The organism is Streptomyces sp. NPDC021224 (assembly GCF_044332905.1).
Classification (GTDB): Bacteria; Actinomycetota; Actinomycetes; order Streptomycetales; family Streptomycetaceae; genus Actinacidiphila.
The window spans coordinates 55967-76757 of sequence record NZ_JBIRPW010000010.1; the positions used below are offsets into that span (position 1 = coordinate 55967).

Consider the following 20791-nt stretch of genomic DNA (forward strand, 5'->3'; position numbering starts at 1 on the left):
GCCGCAGCTCAGCGCAGCGACCGGTGCACGTCAGGGGTCTGCGACGGGCCCGGCGTCGCGTCCGCGATCCACGGCCCCTCGCGGCTGGGGTCGACGACGCCCGCCTCCAGCCACTCGGTGTCGCCGCCGAGCACCGCCCGGGTCAGGGCGCGGTCCGGCCCGTCGGTGTTGGTCCACAGCCGGGCGAACAGCTCGTCGGTGCGGATCCGCGCCTGCCGGCAGAAGGTGTCGGCCAGCAGCCGGGCCTGGGGCCCGTGGTCGCTGCTCGCGGCCAGGTGCTGGGCGCGCACGCACGCGGCGCTGATCGCGAACAGCTCGGCGCCGATGTCGACGATCCGGGCCAGGAAGTTCTGCTTGGTCTCCATCCGGCCCTGCCACCGCGACATGGCGTAGAAGGTGCAGCGGGCCAGCTTGCGGCAGCCCCGCTCGGCGTACCGCAGGTGCGTGGCCAGGCCGTCGAACTCGGCGTACGCGTTCGGCAGCTGCCCCGGCCCGGCGACGAGCTTGGGCAGCCACTTCGCGTAAAAGCCGCCGGCCTTGGCACCGGCGCGCGCCTTGTCGCCGAGCGAGGTGTCCGGGTCGATGAGGTCGCCGGCCACCGACAGGTGGGCGTCGACGGCCTCCCGGGCGATCAGCAGGTGCATGATCTCGGTGGAGCCCTCGAAGATGCGGTTGATCCGCAGGTCGCGCAGCAACTGCTCGGCGGGCACCGCGCGCTCCCCGCGCGCCGCGAGCGAGTCGGCGGTCTCGAAGCCGCGCCCGCCGCGGATCTGCACCAGCTCGTCGGCGATCCGGCAGGCGGCCTCCGAGCCGTAGAGCTTGGCGAGGGCGGCCTCGATCCGGATGTCGTTGCGGTCCTCGTCGGCCATCTGCGAGGACAGGTCGAGCACCGCCTCCAGCGCGAAGGTCGTCGCGGCGATGTACGCGATCTTGGAGCCGACCGCTTCGTGCCGCCCGATGGGCCTGCCCCACTGCTCGCGGGCGGCGGACCACTCGCGGGCGATCCTCAGGCACCACTTGGCGGCGCCGACGCAGCCCGCGGGCAGCGACAGCCGCCCGGTGTTCAGGGTGGTCAGGGCGATCTTCAGCCCGGCGCCCTCGGGCCCGATGCGGTTCGCGGCGGGGACCCGCACCTGGTGGAAGCGCGTGACACCGTTCTCGATACCGCGCAGCCCCATGAAGGCGTTGCGGTGCTCCACGGTGATGCCCGGCGAGTCGGCCTCGACGACGAAGGCCGAGATGCCGCCCTTGTGCCCCTCGGACTCCGGGACGCGGGCCATGACGACCAGCAGGTCGGCCACGACGCCGTTGGTGGTCCACAGCTTCACGCCGTCCAGCACGTAGTCGTCGCCGTCGGGCACCGCCTGGGTGGCGAGCCTGGCGGGGTCCGAGCCGACGTCGGGCTCGGTGAGCAGGAAGGCGCTGATGTCGGTGCGGGCGCAGCGCGGCAGGAAAGCCTGCTTCTGCTCCTCGGTGCCGAACATCTTCACCGGCTGCGGTACGCCGATCGACTGGTGGGCCGACAGCAGCGCGCCGACCGCGGGGCTCGCCGAGCCCACCAGGGCCAGGGCCTTGTTGTAGTACACCTGGGTGAGGCCGAGGCCGCCGTACGCGGGGTCGATCTTCATCCCGAGGGCGCCCAGTTCCTTCAGGCCGCGGATCGTCTCGTCCGGGATGCGGGCCTCGCGGTCGATGAGGGCGCCGTCCACCGACGTCTCGCAGAACTCCCGCAGCCGGGCCAGGAACTCCTCGCCCCTGGCCGCGGCTTCCGGCGCGGGCTGCGGATACGGGTGGATCAGGTCGAGCCGGAAACGGCCGAGGAACATCTCCTTGGCGAAGCTCGGCTTGTGCCAGTCCTGCTCGCGGGCGGCCTCTGCGACCTGACGGGCCTCACGCTCGGTGACCTTGGGTGCTGTGGCGGGTGCGGACACGGGTGCGTCACCTCCGGGTAGCCGGTTCCCAACCGGTGCTACCAGTCCGTACTACCCGAATTCCGGCAACCTCACCAGACGAGCCGTCAGCGCCCCGCCCGCCGCCCGCGGCGGGGAGCCCTCACAGATCCAGGCCGGTGAGCACCAGGACCCGCTCGTAGGTGTAGTCCTCCATCGCGAAGCGCACGCCCTCGCGCCCGCTGCCGGAGTCCTTCACCCCGCCGTACGGCATCTGGTCGGCGCGGTAGGAGGGCGCGTCGCCGATGACCACGCCGCCGACCTCCAGTTCGCGGTGGGCGCGGAAGGCCAGCCGCAGGTCGTGCGTGAAGACCCCGGCCTGGAGGCCGAACCGGGAGTCGTTGACGGCGGCGAAGGCCTCGTCGGCGCCGTTCACCCGGTGCAGTGACAGCACGGGCCCGAACACCTCCTCGGTGGCCAGCACCGCGTCCGGCGGCAGGTCGGCCAGCACGGTGGGCGCGTAGCTCGCGCCGTCCCGGCTGCCGCCGGCCAGCAGCGTCGCGCCCTTGGCCACGGCGTCGTCCACCCACTGCGCGACCCGTACCGCCGCGGCCTCGCTCACCAGCGGGCCGACGTCGGTCGCGGCGTCGGACGGGTCGCCGGTGGCCTGGGCCCGGACCTTCGCCACGACGCGCTCGGCCAGCGCGTCGTAGACGGCCGCGTCGGCGACGACCCGCTGCACCGAGATGCAGGACTGGCCGCCCTGGTAGTTCGCGAAGGTCGCGATGCGCGACGCCGCCCACTCCAGGTCCTCCTCCGAGGACCAGTCGGCCAGCACCACGGCCGCCGCGTTGCCGCCCAGCTCCAGCGTGACGTGCTTGCGCGGCACCGAGTCGGCGATGGCGTGGCCCACCGTGTCGGAGCCGGTGAAGGAGATCACCGGCAGCCGCGGGTCCTGCACCAGTGCGGGCATCCGGTCGTTCGGCACCGGCAGCACGCTCCACGCGCCCGCCGGCAGCCCCTCGGTCTCCGCCAGGATCTCACCGAGCAGCAGCGCGGACAGCGGGGTCGCGGGCGCGGGCTTGACGATGATCGGGACGCCCGCCGCGAGCGCCGGGGCGACCTTGTGCGCCACCAGGTTCAGCGGGAAGTTGAACGGTGCGATGCCCAGCACCGGCCCGTGCCCGAAGCGCCGGGTCAGCGCGAGCCGCCCCACGCCGCCGGGGTCGGTGTCCAGCCGCTGCGCCTCGCCCGCGTTGAAGCGGCGGGCCTCCTCCGCCGCCCAGCGGAAGACCGACACCGCGCGGCCGACCTCGCCGCGGGCCCACTTCAGCGGCTTGCCGTTCTCCGCGGTGATCAGCCGCGCGGCCTCCTCGGCGCGCTCGGCCAGCCGCCGCGAGACGTGGTCCAGCGCCGCGGCCCGCACATGCGCCGGGGTCGCCTCGAAGGCCCGGTGGGCCCCGGCCGCCGCCGCGACCGCCGCCTCCACCTGCGCCTCGTCCGGCACACTCACCCGGCCGACGGCCGAGCCGTCCCAGGGGCTCGTCACGTCGAAGGCGTCCCGGCCGGTGGCCCGGGTGCCGGCCAGCCAGAACGCGTACGGTTCCGCCGTCGCCACGCTCGTCACGGTGGGTTCCGCCTTCCTGTCGGGGGTGTCGCACGCCGGGCCCCACGGTAGACACCGCGGCCGGGCGCGGATGTTGTCCACAGCGGAGTACCGACGCGCATGCACGTGACGCTCTGGCCAGCGCCTCCGCGTCCGGTACGGTCCCCGGCCGGTCCCCTCCCCCGGCGAACCCGGCCGAAGCCGCCCCCGCCGCCCCGCCGCCGCCCCTATCCTGGCCGCCCGGACGGCGGAGGGGGCACGCACATGGCGGAGACGGTCACGATCGCGCTGGGCGACGGCACGGAGGTACGGGCCGAGGTCGTCGGCCAGGTGCCCTTCCAGAACCCCGACGACTCGGGCGCCTTCAGCGACGTCGGCATCCGGTCGCGCGCTGCGGCCGCCGGCTCCGCCGTCACCCTCACCCTCGACGGCGTACGCGACACCGTCCGCGCGGTCGGCCGGTGGGCCGCAGAGACCGTCACCGAGGGCGGCGCGGCAGGCGCCCCGGACTCCTTCGAGGTCGAGTTCGGCCTCAAGCTCGCGGTGAAGTCCGGCCAGCTGCTCGGCGTCATCGCGGAGGCCGGAGCGGAGGCGGGGCTGACGGTGAAGCTCTCCTGGGACCTGGCGGCCCGGCGGGCGGCGGCTACGGGCGGCTCGGGCACGGACCCGGCGGATCCGGTGGACCCAGCTGATCCGGCCGACTCCACCGGGACGCCGTAGCAGCGCCCCGGAGCGGGCTGCTCAGCCGTCCGTCCCCTCCTCGGTCTTCAGGGCGAGCCACAGCTCCATCCGCACGTCCGGGTCGTCGAGCGAGCAGCCGAGGATCTCCTCCACCCGCCGCATCCGGTAGCGCAGGGTGTGCCGGTGGACGCCGAGGTCGGCCGCCGCCGCGTCCCACTGCCCGTGGTGCGACAGCCAGGCACGCAGCGACGCCACCAGGTCGCCCCGGGACGTCGCGTCGTGCTCCCGCAGTGGCCGCAGCAGCCCCTCGGCGAAGGCGCGTACGGCGTCGGCCGCGAGCAGCGGCACCACCGAACCCGCCCCGACCTCGCCGTGCTCGACCAGGTTGCGCCCGCGGCGCACCGCGACGGCCAGCGCCCGCTCCGCCTGCCGGTACGCCTCCGGGACCTCCTCCGGCGGCACCGCCGCCGACAGCCCCGCCGACAGCGCGTCCTCCGCCTCCGCGAGATCCGCCGCCGCGGCCAGCACGGTGGCGTCCTCGGCGGCGAGCAGCAGCAGCCGGGCGCCGTCGTGGACGGTCAGCAGCGGCTCGCCCGAGCGCGCAGCGGTCGCGTCCACCTGCTCGGCGAGCCGGGCCAGCGCCTCGATCCCGAGCCGGTCGTCCGCGGGCTCGGCGACCATCACCCGCACCGGGTGGTCGAGCAGTGCGCCGTAGAGGTCGCCCGCGGTGCTCCGGGCGTGCCCGGCCTCGCCGGCGAGCAGCATCCGCAGCACCGCGGCGGCCAGCCGGACGTGCGCCTCCTGGAGGGTGCGGGACTGCTCCAGGGACAGCGTCAGCAGCGCGACCGCCGCGTTGACGACATAGCGCGCCGAGGTGTCCAGACGGCTCTCCGTGCCGACGGCCAGATAGCCGCGCGGGCGGCGCGCGGTGCCCAGCGACTGGATCTCCACGCGGTCCTCGCACCCCGTGGGCCCCGCGACCGCGGCGCCCGCCGGCCCCTGGATCTCCCGCATCCGCTCCACGTCGGCGCCCAGCCGGGCCGCCCGCTTCCCCGCCCACTCCGGGGCCGCGGCCAGCACCGCGCCCGACGCGTCGTAGAGCGCGGCCCAACCGTCGAGGTGACCGGCCAGGCGGGCGAGCAGCGCGGTGGGGCCGTCCGGGGCGAGAGCGGCGCGGGTCAGGTCCCGCTGGGCCTCGAAGCCCGCGGTCACCGCCTTGTAGCGGTCGGCGGCCAGCGCGGCCGAGACGGTCTTGCTGATCGCGATGAACGGCGTCCGGCGCGGCACCTCCAGCAGCGGCAGCCCCGCCTGCGCCGCCGCCTCCACGAGCGCGTCCGGCACCGTGTCGTGCCCGACCCCGACCCCGAAGCCGAGCCCCACCACACGGGCGCCGGTCAGCCGCCGCACGTACCCGCGCAGCGACTCCGGATCCCCGACGTCGAGCGCGAGCCCCGTCGTGAGCAGCAGCTCGCCGCCCTCCAGATACGGTCCCGGGTCGTCCAGCTCGCTGGTGTGCACCCAGCGCACCTCGGTGTCCAGCCGGTCCCCGCCGGTGAGAACGGTGAGCTTCAGCGCCGAGTGCTGCGCGAGGGACGCGAGGGTGAGGGGCATACGGACCAGTACCGGCAATCGCTGGACGTTCGGCCGACCGGAAGTGGCCGCCCCCCGCAATTGTGCCGCACCACCCGCCCCGTCCCCGTCACCCCCACAGATCCACCAGCACCGGCGGCGCGCTCTCCCCCGCGGTCGTGGTGAACGACACGACCGCGTGCCCGGCGGGCACACTGTTCGCCAGATCCGAAGCCGACCACCGCTCCCGCTCCACCTCCCTGACGGTCACCGACTCGGTGGTGACCGCTTCCCCGGTGAAGACCTTGCGGACACCACGGGTGAGGCGGCGGGTGAAGCCCCCCGACTGGTCGGGGGTGCGCGTGACGTCCCTGGTCTGCACCCAGGCCGTGCCCCACGCCTCGGCGAAGCGCTTGCCGTCCCAGGTGGTGACCCCGGACATGACCATCCGGCAGCCCATCGCCGCGACCAGCGCCGTCCGCAGGTCGTCCGGCACCTCGTCCAGCGTCCGCAGCGCCAGGACGACCCCGGCGTTCGCCGAACGCAGCCGGGCGAAACCGCGCACGGACTCCGCGCCGACCGCGTGGGCGGCGTCGTCGAGGACGAGACAGGCGAACAGCGACCGGTCGCGCCGCGCACTCATCGCGGCCGTGAACTGCGCGAGCACGAGCCGCACCAGGATGCGTGCCGCCTCGGTGTGACCGCGCGCGGGCAGATCGATACGGACCCGTACCGGGTGCTCCAGCGCCCGCATCGTGAACGGCCGCGACCGACCCGTCACGTCGAAGAACCCGGCGAAGGCCGGACGGTCGAGCAGCGCGATCCGGTCGGCGAGCTGAGCGGCGATGTCGCCACGCTGCGCCCGCTGCCGCTCCCGGGCGTCCAGTTCCCTGACCAGCCCCGGGGCGCCCGCCGCGTCCAGCGCCTGGCGCAGCGCCGCAAAGGCGTGCGGGACGCCGTCGAGCAGCTCGCGCAGCTCCGGGACGGCGGGGAAGCGGCCGAAGGCCGCGTGGAACGGGCCGAGGACCTGGCCTAGCGCGGTCGCCGCCCGGCGTACGTCCTGCTGCCCCGCGCCGGGGCCGTCGACGAGCGCCTCGGCCAGCGTTCCCGCCGCCACGTCGGGGTCGTCGCTGCCGTAGAGGTCGAGGTCGTAGCGGGAGGCGGGATCGGCGAGGCCGATGACGACGTCGTACGCGTCGGCCGAACCGAGCTCCGCCCCCGCCGTACCGACCACCACCACTGCGGCCTGACCGGTCAGCGCCTGAAGGCACATCGACTCCGCGACCGGGCGCACAACCAGCCGGGTCTTGCCCGACCCCGAGGGGCCGACCACCAGGAGCCCGGTGCCCAGCAGCGCCGGGTCGAGCGCGATACCGGAGCCCCGGTGCTGGTACGGGTTGCGCTCGGCGTCGGTGCCGCGGCCGATCCGCACCTGCCGCGCCAGCAGGTCGTGCGGCGCGGCCCGGCGCGGCAGGTCCCGCTCGCCCGACGGATGCGTGAACGCCTCGGCGCCCTCCCGCAGCACCGCGTCCCCGAAGGCGGCGACTCCCCCGGCCCCCGCCCTGGCGACCGACCAGGCGCGGCTGATCCGCACGTAGTCCACGTCGTTCATCCGCCCGACCCGCACCTCACCGGTGAGCCGGTCGGCGAGGGCATGCTCGTTGACCGCCCGCAGATCGGGCCAGGCTGCCAAGTCCTCGCGCGGGTCGTTGGGCGCGGCGCCGGGCGCCGGGGTGCCGATCAGCCTGCCGAGCACCGGCCTCACAAAACGCCGCCAGACCTCGGTCCACTGCCCCTTGCGTCCGAGCATGAGTCCCAGCAGGAAGACGACGACGGCAAATCCGGAATATCCGAAGACCGTGTAGAAGAACGTCGTGTGGGTCCAGCCGTCGGGTACGAAGATCCGCAGGATGCCCACCACCAGCTGATACGCGAGATCGCCGCCGTTGAAGAAGAGGGACCAGAGGAAGGCGGCGGTCAGGGCGGTGAGGGTGGCCAATCCGAGGAGATGGCGGGTGGACAGGCGGTTGGGATCCGGCTTCGGGCGTGGCGTGTGCCCGAAGCCGTAGATGCCGGGAGCGTCCACCGCGCGTGGTGTCCGCAGCCAGCCTTCCAGGGCGGAGGAGGGCGGGGAGTGGGTGGGGACGGGTGGGGGGGCCGTGGGGCGGGGGACGGGAGGGGTGGAGGGTGGGGGTGGGACCGCGGGGGGTGGGGGTGGGAACGGCTTGCCGCCGGACCGGCGCTGCCTGCCCTCGTAATCCATGGCTTCCATGGCGCGTCTGCCCCTCGTCGCCGCCCGATGCGCACAATGTAGTCGCACCGCTACGCCGGACGAAAGGATCTTGGCCGGACGGCACCCGCCGCGGGGGCGGCTGGCACTGGCCGTTGCGGCGAAGACTCGCCGGGGAGTGTGACCGTTCGGCGTATGCGGGGGCGGGAAGGGGGAGCCTAGCCTCGCGGGGAGGGTCCGGATGGGTCGCTGGTGAGGGAATCGAGGAGAGTGGGCGTCATGGGCGGATTGCCGCAGGAGCGCAGGCTGGTCACCGAGGTGCCGGGGCCGCGGTCGCGGGAGTTGCTGGGGCGGAAGTCGGCGGCGGTGGCGGACGGGGTGGGTGTGACGCTGCCGGTGTTCGTGACACGCGCGGGCGGCGGTGTCGTGGAGGACGTGGACGGCAACCGGCTGATCGACTTCGGCTCGGGCATCGCCGTGACGTCGGTGGGCAACAGCGCGCCGGAGGTGGTGCGGCGGGCGTCGGCGCAGCTCGCCGATTTCACCCACACCTGTTTCATGATCACCCCCTACGAGGGCTACGTCGAGGTCGCCGAGCAGCTCAACGCGCTGACGCCGGGCGACCACGCCAAGAAGTCCGCGCTGTTCAACTCCGGCGCCGAGGCGGTGGAGAACGCGGTGAAGATCGCCCGCGCCTACACCAAGCGGCCCGCGGTCGTCGTCTTCGACCACGGCTACCACGGGCGCACCAACCTCACGATGGCGCTGACGGCGAAGAACATGCCGTACAAGGAGGGCTTCGGGCCCTTCGCGCCGGAGGTGTACCGGGTGCCGCTGGCGTACGGCTACCGCTGGCTGACCGGGCCGGAGCACGCCGCCGAGGAGGCGGCCGCGCAGGCGATCGACGTCATCACCAAGCAGATCGGCGCGGAGCACGTGGCGGCGATCGTGATCGAGCCGATCGCGGGCGAGGGCGGTTTCATCGTGCCGGCGCGCGGCTTCCTGCCGCGGATGGCGCAGTTCGCGAAGGACAACGGGATCGTTTTCGTCGCGGACGAGATCCAGACCGGCTTCTGCCGGACGGGGCAGTGGTTCGCGTGCGAGGACGAGGGCGTGGTGCCGGATCTCATCACGACCGCGAAGGGCATCGCGGGCGGGCTGCCGCTCGCGGCGGTGACCGGGCGCGCGGAGATCATGGACGCGGCGCACTCGGGCGGTCTGGGCGGCACCTACGGCGGCAACCCGGTGGCGTGCGCGGCGGCGCTGGGCGCGATCGCGACGATGAAGGAGCTGGACCTGCCGGCGAAGGCGCGGCGGATCGGCGAGGTGATGACGCCGCGGCTGCGCGCGCTGCACGAGAAGTACCCGGCGATCGGGGAGGTGCGCGGGCGCGGTGCGATGATCGCGGTCGAGCTGGTGCGGCCGGGCACGAAGGAGCCGGACGCGGCCCTGACGACGGCCGTGGCCAAGGCCTGCCACGCGGCCGGGCTGGTGGTGCTCACGTGCGGGACGTACGGGAACGTGCTGCGTTTCCTGCCGCCGCTGGTCATCGGGGAGGATCTGCTGGAGGAGGGTCTCGGCATCATCGAGGAGGCCTTCGCCGGGGCGGTGTGAGCCCGGCACGGAAGTGGCCCGGCGCGGGGTTGGGCCCGGCGCCGGGGGGACGCGCCGCGGGCCGGGCACACCGCCCGGCACGGGGTGTGAGCTGGGGCGCGAGCGCGCCGCTGGGCCGGGTGCGGCGGCGCCGCGCGGACGGATGCGAGCGGGGGACGGCGGGTCGTGAAGAAGGTGTGCGGGCCTGATGGCGGACGGGTGATCGGGCTGTCCGGCCCCCTCGCGGTGCCCTACCGTTTCTTGCGAACACCCCGCTCGAAGCCGGTTCCGGTGGATCCGGCGAAGAGCGGCAACGGCCCGGCGATTCCCCATCGCCGGTACGGCAGTGCCCTCGCGCACGAAACCGCCGGGTTCGCAGGTGGGCCCGGCACACCTCGCCGATCGGTCGGCCGTTCGTCCCACACCCCCCGGGACGGGCGGTTCGGCGGTCGCCCTGGCCGCCCCGGAGCTCTCCCCCCTGTTCCGGGGCGGCATTCTGCTGCCTTGGGCGCCCATGGCGCCGGCAGCCCCCGGAATTCCCCGAGCGGCGGTCCCGCGCGCGTCCTGACCGCGCTCGCCGTCGTCTTCTGTGCCGGTGTCGCGCTCTTCGCGGTGCTCACCGCTCAGGTGTCCGGTGGTGGCCGGTTGGTGGCGCGGGACTGGGCGGTGCTCGGCTGGTTCCAGCGCGCGGCGGCGGCGCATCCGGCGCTGACCGGCCCGGCGCAGGTGCTCTCGGACGTCGGCAACGTGCAGGTGGCGGTGCCGCTGCTGCTCGCGGCGGTGGTGGCCGCGGGGGTGCGCGGGCGGCGGTCCGGGCTGCCGCTGTGGTGGCTGCCGCCGCTGGCCGCGGTGCTGGCGATGGCCTTGGTGCCGCTGGTGGTGGGGCAGGTGAAGTCGGCGGTGGCGCGGCCCGCGCCGGGCAAGCTGCGGCTCGGGCCGGACGGCTACGCGGGCTTCTTCCCGTCCGGCCACACGGCGACCTCGTCGGTGGCGGTGGGCTGCGCGGCGCTGCTGGTGCTGCCGGCGGTCGGACGGGCGGTGTTGCGCCGGGCGCTGTACGCGGCGGCGCTGCTGCTGGCCGCGGGGGTGGGCGCGGGGCTGGTGTGGCACGGCTACCACTGGCCGCTGGACGTGGTGGCGAGCTGGTGTCTGGCGGCGTCGCTGCTGTCGGTCGTGGCGGCGGCCCGGGTGCTGGCGGTGGCGGCGGGCGCGGGCGGGGCCGGGCCGGGCCCGGGAGGCGGAAGAACGGGACGCGGCGGATCGGGCCCCGAGAGCGGGGAGTCAGGTGTGGGTGGGGAATCCGAGGTTGATCCCGCCGTGTGAGGGGTCCGGCCAGCGCTGGGTGACGGCTTTGGTGCGGGTGAAGAAGCGGACGCCGTCCTCGCCGTAGGCGTGCGTGTCGCCGAAGAGCGAGGCCTTCCAGCCGCCGAAGGAGTAGTAGGCGACGGGCACCGGGATGGGCACGTTGATGCCGACCATGCCGATCTCGACCTCGTGCTGGAAGCGCCGGGCGGCGCCGCCGTCGTTGGTGAAGAGCGCGGTGCCGTTGCCGTACGGGTTGGCGTTGATCAGGGCGAGTCCCTCGTCGTACGAGGCGACGCGGACGACGCTGAGCACGGGGCCGAAGATCTCGTCGTCGTAGACCGGCATGCCGGGGCGGACGTGGTCGAAGAGGGTCGGGCCGAGCCAGAAGCCGCCGTCCCGGGCGGCGCGGGACAGCGGGTGCTTGCGGCCGTCGACGGCGAGTTCGGCGCCCGCGGCGACCCCGGCGTCCAGGTAGGAGGTGACGCGGTCGCGGTGGGCGCCGGTGATGAGCGGGCCCATGTGCGACTCGGGCGCGGAGCCCGGACCGACGGTGAGCCCGGCGACACGCCGCTTGACCCGTGCGACCAGCTCGTCGCCGACCGGGTCCACGGCGACCAGCACCGACACGGCCATGCAGCGCTCCCCCGCGGCGCCGTACCCGGCGTTGACGGCGGCGTCCGCGGCGAGGTCGAGGTCGGCGTCGGGCAGGACGAGCATGTGGTTCTTGGCACCGCCGAGCGCCTGGACGCGCTTGCCGTGCCGGGCGGCGGTCTCGTGGACGTGCCGGGCGACCGGGGTGGAGCCGACGAACGAGACGGCCTTGACGTCCGGGTGCTCCAGCAGCCGGTCGACGGCCTCGGCGTCGCCGTGCACGACGTTGAGGACGCCGTCCGGCAGCCCCGCCTCGCGCCACAGGTCCGCCAGCAGGTTCGCCGCCGAGGGGTCCTTCTCGGAGGGTTTGACGACGACGGTGTTGCCCGCGGCGATCGCGATCGGGAAGAACCACATCGGGACCATCGCGGGGAAGTTGAACGGCGAGACGACGGCGACCGGGCCGAGCGGCTGGCGCAGCGAGTAGACGTCGACGCCGGTGGAGGCCTGCTCGGTGTAGCCGCCCCTGAGCAGGTGCGGGATGCCGCACGCGTACTCGACGACCTCCAGGCCGCGGGCGATCTCACCGAGCGCGTCGGCGTGGATCTTGCCGTGCTCGGCGACGACGACGGCGGCCAGCTCCTCGCGGCGGGCGGCCACCAGCTCGCGGAAGGCGAACAGGACGGCGCTGCGGCGGGCGACGGAGGCGTGCCGCCAGTCGGCGAAGGCGGCGAGCGCCGCGGCCACCGCCTCGTCGACGACGCCGGCCGAGGCGAGGTCGACGCGCCCGGTGACGGCGCCGGTCGCGGGGTCGTGGACGTCGCCCCGGCGTGCGGCGGTGCCGGTCCAGGGGCGCCCGGCGATCCGGTGGGTGATGCGCTGCGGCTGCGGGTGTGTCACTGCCTGCCCCTCCTGCGTCGCCGTCGTCGTCCCGCCAGTCTCACCGCGCGGGCGGCGCGCCTCAAGCACCACGCGGCGCACGCCGCCGTACGGGTACGGGCGCGCGGCGGGGAGCCGCGGGTACGGGGCGCGGGCGTCAGCCGCCCGCGAGCTGCGCGGCCGCCTCGTGCATCGCGGCTTCCAGCGCCTCCGGGTCGGTGAGGTGCCCGGTGCCGTCCGGCGGGACGAGCCAGCGCACCCCGCCGGTGGGGCGGCCGGGGTAGGGGACGACGATCCAGGCGCCGCTGCCGAGCCCGCGCACCCCGCCGGCCAGCCAGCGGTCGGTGGTGCCCGCGGGCACGAAGAAGCCGAGCCGGGTGTCGCCGAAGTCGGCGAGCACGGGGCCGGGCCGGCCGGCGAGTCCGGTCAGGACGTCGAGCGTGGGGTGGCCCAGCTCCCCGCGCAGGATCAGGACGTCCCACAGCCGTCCGGCGGGCAGCAGGACGACCCCCAGCGGGTTGTTCTCCCATTCCCGGCGGACGGCCGCCGGGTCGTGTGCCGCCGACACCAGCCAGTCGACCGCGCTCCTCGCTCCGGCGCTGCACATGCCCGCTCCTCCTTCTGCCGCGTGGCGCACATCCGTCACTGGACGAGAGCGGGCGGGGCGGCGGCTCTTACGCGGGTTCTCCTACCGACTGGTAGTGACGCGGCTCACACCGTGCCCGGCGGCCTCGTCCGCTCCCCCGCGGCGGCGGCCCGCGACCAGCTGCCCGGCGACCACCAGCAGCACCGCGAGCAGGAAGACGGCCGTGCCGATGACGTTCACCTGCACGGGCGTGCCGCGCTGGGCCGAGCCCCAGACGAACATCGGGAAGGTCACCGCGCTGCCCGCGTTGAAGCTCGTGACGATGTAGTCGTCGAAGGACAGCGCGAAGGAGAGCAGCGCGCCGGCCGCGATGCCGGGCGCGGCGAGCGGCAGGGTGACGTGCCGGAAGGTCTGCGCGGGGGTGGCGTAGAGGTCCTGGGCGGCCTGTTCGAGCAGCGGGTCGAGCCCGGCGAGCCGGGCCTTGACGGCGACGACGACGAAGCTCAGGCAGAACATGACGTGCGCGATCAGCAGGGTGCCGAAGCCGAAGGCGATCCGCATGTTGAGGAAGAGCGTGCCGAGCGAGGCGCCCATCACGACCTCGGGCATCGCCAGCGGCAGGAAGATCAGCAGGTTGACGGCGGAGCGGCCGCGGAAGCGGTGGCGGGCCAGCGCGAAGGCGGTCATGGTGCCCAGCAGTGTGGCGCCGGCCGTGGCGCAGACGGCGAGCCGCAGGCTCAGCGACAGCGAGGCGCACATCCCGGCGGGCGCGCAGGGGTGCTGCCAGGCGTCGGTGGAGAAGTGGTTCCAGGTGTAGTTGTAGCGGCCGCGGGGCTTGTTGAAGGAGTAGGCGAGCACGACGAGGTTGGGCAGGATCAGGTAGCACAGCGCGAGGGTCCCGGCGACGACGACGGCGTTGCGGCGGGCCCAGCACAGCGGGCGCGGGCGCGTCACACCAGCTCCTCGGTGCCGGCCCGGCGGATGTGCAGGGTGACGACGGCGAGGATGGCGGCCATCAGCAGGAAGGACAGGGCGGCGGCCGTGGGGTAGTCGAGCACCCGCAGGAACTGCGCCTGGATGACGTTGCCGATCATCTTGTCGTTGGTGGAGCCGAGCAGTTCGGCGTTGATGTAGTCGCCGCAGGCCGGGATGAAGGTGAGCAGCGTGCCCGCGACGACGCCCGGCATGGACAGCGGGAGGGTCACGGTGCGGAAGGTGGCCAGCGGTGTGGCGTGCAGGTCGCCCGCGGCCTCGTGCAGCCGGGCGTCGATGCGGTCCAGCGAGGTGTAGAGCGGCAGGATCATGAAGGGCAGGAAGTTGTAGGTCAGGCCGCACACGACGGCGAGCGGCGTGGCGAGCACCCGGTGGCCCTCGGTGACGCCGAGCCACGAGGTGACGTCCAGGACGTGCACGGCGTTCAGCAGCCGCACCACCGGGCCCTGGTCGGACAGGATCGTCTCCCAGGCCAGCGTGCGGATCAGGAAGCTGGTGAGGAAGGGCGCGACGACGAGCACCAGGACGGCGTTGCGCCGGCGCCCGGCGCGGAAGGCGATCATGTACGCGAGCGGGTAGCCGATCGCCAGGCAGGCCGCGGTCGCCAGGGCCGCGTAGAGCAGCGAGCGCACGAAGTGCGGCCAGTAGGCGTGCAGCGCGTCCCAGTAGGTGGCGAAGTGCCAGGTGACGGTGAAGCCCTGCTCCAGCGAGCCGGTCTGGACGGACGTCGAGGCCTGGTAGACCATCGGCGCCACGAAGAAGACCAGCAGCCAGCCCACCCCGGCGAGCAGCAGCAGATAGGGCGTCAGCCTGCGCCGCAGCGCGGCGCCGGGGCTCATACGGCGGCCTCCAGGCCCTCGGCGCCGCCCGGGGCGCCGACGGCGGTGTCCGCGCCCGCGTCGCCGCCGGGCTCGCGTCCGGCGCCCGCGTCCTGGGCGGCGTCGAGGCCGAAGGTGTGCGCGGGGTTCCAGTGCAGGACGACGGGGGCGCCGGGGACGATCCGCGGGTCGTGGTCGACGTTCGGCAGCACGGCGTGCAGGGCCGCCAGGCCCGGGGCGTCCACGGTGAACTGGGTGGCGGCGCCGGTGAAGCGGGAGCCGGTGACGCGGCCTGCGATCCGGTTGCGGCCGGCGGGTGTCGCGGCCTCGTCGTCGGCGTGGACGAGGGTGATCTTCTCCGGCCGCACCCCGGCGAGCACCCTGGTGCCGCGGCCGGCCGCCGCGCGGCAGCGGGCGGCGGGCACGGCGAGCGGCCCGGCGGCCGTGGCCAGCGTGAGGTCGGCGCCCGCGGTGCCGGTGACCTCGGCGGGGAGCAGGTTGCAGGTGCCGAGGAAGTTGGCGACGAAGGTGGATTCGGGGTTCTCGTAGAGCCCGGCGGGGGTGCCCTGCTGCTCGATGCGGCCGGCGTTCATCACCGCGACGGTGTCGGCCATCGTCAGGGCCTCCTCCTGGTCGTGCGTGACGTGCACGAAGGTGATGCCGACCTCGGTCTGGATGCGTTTGAGTTCGAGCTGCATACGGCGGCGCAGGGTGAGGTCGAGGGCGCCGAGCGGCTCGTCGAGGAGCAGCACCTCGGGCTTGTTGACGATCGCGCGGGCCAGCGCGACCCGCTGCTGCTGGCCGCCGCTGAGCTGGTGCGGGCGGCGCCGGGCGAGGCCTTCGAGCTGCACCAGCTCCAGCATCTGCGCGACCTGCCGCCGCACGTCGCGCACCCCGCGGCGGCGCAGCCCGAAGGCGACGTTCTCGTGGACGTCCAGGTGCGGGAAGAGCGCGTAGTTCTGGAAGACGGTGTTGACCGGGCGGCGGTGCGGCGGCAGCGCGGTGACGTCCCGGCCGCCGAGCGCGACGGTGCCGGTGGTCGGCTCCTCCAGGCCCGCGATCATCCGCAGGGTGGTGGTCTTGCCGCTGCCGGACGCGCCGAGCAGCGCGAAGAAGGACCCGGCGGGCACGGCCAGATCGAGCGGGTGGACGGCGGTGAAGGACCCGTAGGACTTGCCGAGCGCGGTGAGGCGTACGGCGTCGCCGGGCATGCCGGTGCGTGCGGTGGTCATGGCGTAATCCCCTCCGGTCAGGCGCCGATGAGCGTGGAGAACTTCTTCTCGTAGCGGGTTTCCTCGGCCTCGCTGAGGGTGCGGAAGGCGTGCGAGGTCGCGTCCATCGCCGCGTCCGGGAGGATCAGCGGGTTGTCCGCCAGCGCGGGGTCGATCTTCGCGAGGTAGGGCTTCACGCCCGCCACCGGGCAGACGTAGGCGATGTACGCGGACACCTGGGCGGCGACCTGGGGCTCGTAGTAGTAGTCGATGAGCCGCTCGGCGTTGGCCTTGTGCCGGGCACCGGCCGGGACGAGCAGGTTGTCGGTGGAGAACAGGAAGCCCGTCGCCGGGAAGGCGTACGCGATCGCCGGGTCGTCCAGCCGCAGCTGCACCAGGTCGCCGGCCCAGGCCAGGCACGCGGCGATGTCGCCCTTGCTGAGCCCGTCGGTGTAGTCGTTGCCGGTGAAGCGGCGGATCTGGCCCCGGTCGACGGCCTGCTGGATCCGGGCGAGCGCCGCGTCGTACGCGTCGTCGGTGACGTGCTCGGGCGAGTGGCCCATCTCCAGCAGCACCATGCCGACGGTGTCGCGCATCTCCGACAGCAGGGCCACCCGGCCCTTGAGCGCGGGGTCGTCGAGCAGCTGCGAGACGGAGGTGACGGCCCGCCCGCCGGTCGCCCTGCGGTTGTAGGCGATGCAGGTGGCGGTGCCCTGCCAGGGGTAGGAGTAGGCGCGGCCGGGATCCCAGTCGGGGGTGCGGAAGCGCTGTTCGAGGTTGGCGAAGGCGTGCGGCAGGTTGGCCGGGTTCAGCGGCTGGACCCAGCCGAGGCGGATGAGCCGGGCGGCCAGCCAGTCGGTGAGCACGATCAGGTCGCGTCCGGTGTCCTGGCCCGCGGCGAGCTGGGGCTTGATCTTGCCGAAGAACTCGACGTTGTCGTTGATGTCCTCGGTGTACTTCACGGTGATGCCGGTGCGCCGGGTGAAGGCCTCCAGCGTCGGGCGGTGCCTGCCGTCGTCCGACACGTCGACGTACTCGGTCCAGTTGGAGAAGGCGACGGTGTGCTCGCGCGCCGAGCGGTCGTCGGAGGCGGTGCCGTCGCCGGTACGGCGGGCGGCGGGTATGCCGCACCCGGCCAGGCCGCCCAGCCCCGCGGCGCCGGCCGCGCCGAGCCCGGCGGCGCGCAGCAGGGTGCGGCGGCCGGTCGCGGCGCGGCCGCCGGCCAGGCTGCGCCGCAGGGCGTCGCGCACGGGACCGGGCGGGGATCCGGGCAGGGGGTCGTGACGCTGCATGGGGGTGCCTTCCGGTCGTGCCGTCGCGCGGACCGCGCGAACCGTCCTGCGCGCCGTACACCGCCCGGAGCCCGACGCGTGGCCAATGACCGGATCGACCGCTGATCCTGACAGAACGGACGTCCCCCAACAAGTTTTCGGATATTGCCGTTCGGTTACGCGGTGCCGGCCCCGGGAAGAACCCCTCTCCGCCCGTTCCCACCTGCGCGTTCACCGGCGGGCCGCACGCGCCGCGGGGGCGGCGTTCTACGATGAGGCGGCACCGCAGCCGGTGCCCGCCACCCGCTCCCAGGAGGATCCGCATGCCCGACAGCGCCGCCGCAGGCGGGCTCGACACCTTCATCGCCGGGCTGCCGAAGGCCGAACTGCACGTCCACCACGTGGGATCGGCGTCCCCGCGGATCGTGGCGGAGCTGGCCGCGCGGCACCCGGACTCGGCGGTCCCGGCCGACCCGGAGGCGCTCGCGGACTACTTCAGCTTCCGGGACTTCGCGCACTTCATCCAGGTCTACCTGTCGGTCGTCGACCTCATCCGGGACGCCGAGGACGTGCGCCTGCTCACCTTCGAGGTGGCGCGGGACATGGCGCGGCAGAACGTGCGCTACGCCGAGCTGACCGTGACTCCGTACAGCTCGACCCGGCGGGGCATCCCGGACCGGGAGTTCATGGCGGCGATCGAGGACGCGCGCAAGGCGGCCGAGGCGGAGCTGGGGGTGACGCTGCGCTGGTGCTTCGACATCCCGGGCGAGGCGGGGCTGGTCTCCGCGGAGGAGACCGCGCGGATGGCGGTGGACCTGCGGCCCGACGGCCTGGTGTCCTTCGGCCTCGGCGGGCCCGAGATAGGGGTTCCGCGCCCGCAGTTCAAGCCGTACTTCGACCGGGCCAGGGCCGCCGGGCTGCACAGCGTCCCGCACGCCGGGGAGACCACCGGCCCGGAGACGGTGTGGGACGCGCTGCGCGAGCTGGGCGCCGAGCGGATCGGCCACGGCACGAGCGCGGCGGGCGACGCGCGGCTGCTGGAGCACCTGGCCGAGCACCGCATCCCGCTGGAGGTCTGCCCGACCTCCAACATCGCCACCCGCGCGGTCGCCACCCTCGACGAGCACCCGATACGGCGCATGGTCGAGGCGGGCGTCCTGGTCACCGTCAACAGCGACGACCCGCCCATGTTCGGCACCGACCTCAACACCGAGTACGCGGTGGCCGCCCGACTGCTGGAGCTGGACCACCGCGGGGTCGCGGCGCTGGCGAAGAACGCCGTGGAGGCGTCCTTCCTCGACGCGCCCGGCAAGGCGCGGATCGCCGCCGAGATCGACGCGTACACCGCGGCATGGTGACGGCCGTCGCCCACCGCGGCGACCCGTACGAGCACCGCGAGAACACCCTGCCGTCGGTGCGCTCGGCGCTGCTGAAGGGCGCGGACGCGGTGGAGGTGGACGTGCAGCTGACGCGCGACGGGGTGCCGGTGCTGCTGCACGACCGGTCGCTGGACCGGCTGTGGGGCCACCCGCGGGAGGTCGGCGCGCTCACCCTCGGCCAGGTCGCGGACGCCACCGCCGGCGGTGTGCCGACGCTCACCGCCGCGCTGGCCGAGCTGGACCGGCACGCGCACGGCCGGATGCTGCTCGACCTGACCGAGACCGCGCAGGTGCCGCCGACGCTGGCGGCGGTCGCGGCGGCGGGCGCGGGCGAGCGCGTCTACTACTGCGGCGACGTCGCCGCGATGCGCGCGGTGCGGGCCGCGGACCCGGCCGCCGAGATCGCGCTGACCTGGAAGACCTCGGCCCGGCCCACGGACGCGCTGCTCACCGAGGTGGCGCCGCGCTGGCTGAACCTGCGCTTCGGGCTGGTGAACGCCGCCACGGTGGGCTTCGCCCGTGAGCACGGCCTGCTGGTGGCGGCGTGGACGGCGGACTGGCCGCCGTCGATGCGCCGGCTGCTGTCGCTCGGGGCCGACTCGATCACCACCAACCGGCTCGCGTCGCTGCAACGGCTCGTCGCCCGCCGCGCCCGGCGCCGCCGGGGGACGCCCCCGCAGGGCTGAGGGGCGTCAGTCCAGGGACGTCATCACGTGCTTGACGCGGGTGTAGTCCTCGAAGCCGTACGCCGACAGGTCCTTGCCGTACCCGGACTTCTTGAAGCCGCCGTGCGGCATCTCGGCGACCAGCGGGATGTGGGTGTTGATCCACACGCAGCCGAAGTCCAGCCGCCGCGACATCCGCATGGCGCGCGCGTGGTCGCGGGTCCACACCGAGGAGGCGAGCGCGTACTCGACGCCGTTGGCCCACTCGACGGCCTGGTCCTCGTCGGCGAACGACTGCACGGTGATGACCGGGCCGAAGACCTCGTGCTGGACGATCTCGTCGTCCTGCCGCAGGCCCGAGACGACGGTGGGCGCGAAGTAGTAGCCGACCTCGCCGACCCGGAAGCCGCCGGTCTCGACCTTGGCGTGCGCGGGCAGCCGGTCCATGAAGCCGCTGACCCGCTCCAGCTGGCCGGCGTTGTTGAGCGGCCCGTACAGGACGTCCTCGTCCGTCGGCAGGCCGGTCTTCGTCTCGGCGGCGGCCTTGGCGAGCGCGGCGGTGAACTCCTGGTGGATCGACTCGTGCACCAGCACCCGGGTGGCGGCGGTGCAGTCCTGGCCCGCGTTGAAGTAGCCGGCCACCGCGATGTCCTGCACGGCGCGCGGGATGTCGACGTCCTCGAAGACCACCACGGGGGCCTTGCCGCCCAGTTCGAGGTGGACGCGCTTGAGGTCGCGGGCGGCGGAGCCGGCCACCTCCATGCCGGCGCGGACCGAGCCGGTGATGGACGCCATCGCCGGGACGTGGTGCTCGACCATCATCCGGCCGGTGTCGCGGTCGCCGCAGACGACGTTGAAGACGCCCCTGGGCAGGAACTCCGCCATGATCTCCGCGAGCAGCACGGTGGAGGCGGGCGTGGTGTCGGAGGGCTTGAGCACCACCGTGTTGCCCGCGGCGATGGCCGGGGCGAACTTCCACACCGCCATCATCATCGGGTAGTTCCACGGCGCGACCTGCGCGCACACCCCGATCGGCTCGCGCCGCACGAAGGACGTCATCCCCTCCATGTACTCGCCCGCGGAGCGGCCCTCCAGCATGCGCGCGGCACCGGCGAAGAAGCGGATCTGGTCGACCATGGGCGGGATCTCCTCGCTCATGGTCAGCCCGATCGGCTTGCCGGTGTTCTCGCTCTCGGCCTCGACCAGCTCGGCGGCGCGGGCCTCGACCGCGTCGGCGATCCGCAGCAGCGCCTTCTGCCGGTCCGAGGGCGTCGTGTCGCGCCAGCCGGGGAAGGCCGCGGCCGCCGCCGCCATGGCCGCGTCGACGTCGGCGGCGCCCGACAGCGGCGCGGTGGCGTAGACGTCGCCGGTCGCCGGGTTGACCACCTGCGTGGTGCGGCCGTCCGCGGCGGCGCGGAACTCCCCGTCGATGTGGTTGCGCAGAGTGCGGAGTTCGGTCACGGCGTTTGCTCCCTGGTCGTCCGGATCGTGCTGCTGTGTCGGGTGTCCACAGGCTGAGACAGTA

At 74.2% G+C, this 20791-nt stretch carries 16 protein-coding genes; 5 read left to right on the forward strand and 11 right to left on the reverse strand.

Annotated features, from left to right (window positions below; all coding sequences use genetic code 11):
* Positions 1–8: 8 nt before the first annotated feature.
* Together ACH4PY_RS24390 and ACH4PY_RS24395 are read right to left on the reverse strand one after the other, a co-directional pair.
* Positions 9–1931 (reverse strand): acyl-CoA dehydrogenase family protein, encoded by a 1923-nt coding sequence (locus ACH4PY_RS24390; protein WP_398186633.1) that lies wholly within the window; start codon positions 1929–1931, stop codon positions 9–11.
* A 121-nt stretch (positions 1932–2052) separates the two neighbouring features.
* Positions 2053–3507 carry an aldehyde dehydrogenase family protein gene (locus ACH4PY_RS24395; protein WP_398186636.1) on the reverse strand — a complete coding sequence of 485 codons (1455 nt, stop codon included), beginning with the start codon at positions 3505–3507 and terminating at the stop codon, positions 2053–2055.
* Positions 3508–3759: 252 nt separating this feature from the next.
* On the opposite strand from ACH4PY_RS24395, the gene ACH4PY_RS24400 reads away from it, so the two are divergent.
* Positions 3760–4215 (forward strand): CU044_2847 family protein, encoded by a 456-nt coding sequence (locus tag ACH4PY_RS24400; RefSeq protein WP_398186638.1) that lies wholly within the window; start codon positions 3760–3762, stop codon positions 4213–4215.
* A gap of 21 nt (positions 4216–4236) precedes the next feature.
* Here the strand turns inward: ACH4PY_RS24400 and ACH4PY_RS24405 are convergent, their stop codons facing one another.
* On the reverse strand, positions 4237–5787 hold the full coding sequence (locus ACH4PY_RS24405; RefSeq protein WP_398186641.1) for a PucR family transcriptional regulator: 1551 nt from the start codon (positions 5785–5787) through the stop codon (positions 4237–4239).
* Positions 5788–5875: 88 nt separating this feature from the next.
* Entirely contained in the window at positions 5876–7831 is a 1956-nt protein-coding gene (locus ACH4PY_RS24410) for an ATP-binding protein (protein ID WP_398186644.1), read from the reverse strand.
* A gap of 423 nt (positions 7832–8254) precedes the next feature.
* On the opposite strand from ACH4PY_RS24410, the gene gabT reads away from it, so the two are divergent.
* Entirely contained in the window at positions 8255–9589 is a 1335-nt protein-coding gene (gene gabT, locus ACH4PY_RS24415) for a 4-aminobutyrate--2-oxoglutarate transaminase (protein ID WP_398186647.1), read from the forward strand.
* A 483-nt stretch (positions 9590–10072) separates the two neighbouring features.
* Positions 10073–10891, forward strand: coding sequence for a phosphatase PAP2 family protein (locus tag ACH4PY_RS24420; RefSeq protein WP_398186650.1), 819 nt, complete (start codon positions 10073–10075; stop codon positions 10889–10891).
* On the opposite strand, the gene ACH4PY_RS24425 is transcribed toward ACH4PY_RS24420, so the two are convergent.
* The 6 genes from ACH4PY_RS24425 to ACH4PY_RS24450 form a co-directional block, all read right to left on the reverse strand.
* Entirely contained in the window at positions 10850–12364 is a 1515-nt protein-coding gene (locus ACH4PY_RS24425) for a CoA-acylating methylmalonate-semialdehyde dehydrogenase (RefSeq protein ID WP_398186653.1), read from the reverse strand. The two genes, ACH4PY_RS24420 and ACH4PY_RS24425, sit on opposite strands and share 42 nt — an antisense overlap.
* 136 nt (positions 12365–12500) lie before the next feature.
* The gene (locus tag ACH4PY_RS24430; protein ID WP_398186656.1) at positions 12501–12989 is read right to left on the reverse strand and encodes a bifunctional DNA primase/polymerase; all 489 of its coding nucleotides are present in this window, start codon (positions 12987–12989) and stop codon (positions 12501–12503) included.
* Positions 12990–13031: 42 nt separating this feature from the next.
* Positions 13032–13883 carry an ABC transporter permease gene (locus ACH4PY_RS24435; protein ID WP_398186658.1) on the reverse strand — a complete coding sequence of 284 codons (852 nt, stop codon included), beginning with the start codon at positions 13881–13883 and terminating at the stop codon, positions 13032–13034.
* The gene (locus ACH4PY_RS24440) at positions 13880–14761 is read right to left on the reverse strand and encodes an ABC transporter permease (protein WP_398186661.1); all 882 of its coding nucleotides are present in this window, start codon (positions 14759–14761) and stop codon (positions 13880–13882) included. Before ACH4PY_RS24440 ends, ACH4PY_RS24435 begins: the two co-directional genes overlap by 4 nt.
* Positions 14758–15972: an ABC transporter ATP-binding protein gene (locus ACH4PY_RS24445; RefSeq protein WP_398186664.1), complete on the reverse strand. Its 1215-nt coding sequence runs from the start codon at positions 15970–15972 to the stop codon at positions 14758–14760. The genes ACH4PY_RS24440 and ACH4PY_RS24445 overlap by 4 nt, the downstream gene beginning before the upstream one ends.
* A gap of 17 nt (positions 15973–15989) precedes the next feature.
* Positions 15990–17243 (reverse strand): spermidine/putrescine ABC transporter substrate-binding protein, encoded by a 1254-nt coding sequence (locus ACH4PY_RS24450; RefSeq protein ID WP_398186667.1) that lies wholly within the window; start codon positions 17241–17243, stop codon positions 15990–15992.
* Positions 17244–17545: 302 nt separating this feature from the next.
* On the opposite strand from ACH4PY_RS24450, the gene ACH4PY_RS24455 reads away from it, so the two are divergent.
* Together ACH4PY_RS24455 and ACH4PY_RS24460 are read left to right on the forward strand one after the other, a co-directional pair.
* Positions 17546–18580: an adenosine deaminase gene (locus ACH4PY_RS24455; RefSeq protein WP_398186669.1), complete on the forward strand. Its 1035-nt coding sequence runs from the start codon at positions 17546–17548 to the stop codon at positions 18578–18580.
* Entirely contained in the window at positions 18574–19287 is a 714-nt protein-coding gene (locus ACH4PY_RS24460) for a glycerophosphodiester phosphodiesterase (protein ID WP_398186671.1), read from the forward strand. Before ACH4PY_RS24455 ends, ACH4PY_RS24460 begins: the two co-directional genes overlap by 7 nt.
* Before the next feature lie 6 nt (positions 19288–19293).
* Here ACH4PY_RS24460 and ACH4PY_RS24465 read toward each other — a convergent pair whose 3' ends face one another.
* Complete coding sequence (locus tag ACH4PY_RS24465) at positions 19294–20727, reverse strand: gamma-aminobutyraldehyde dehydrogenase (RefSeq protein ID WP_398186674.1); 1434 nt, start codon at positions 20725–20727, stop codon at positions 19294–19296.
* Between the last annotated feature and the right edge of the window lie 64 nt (positions 20728–20791).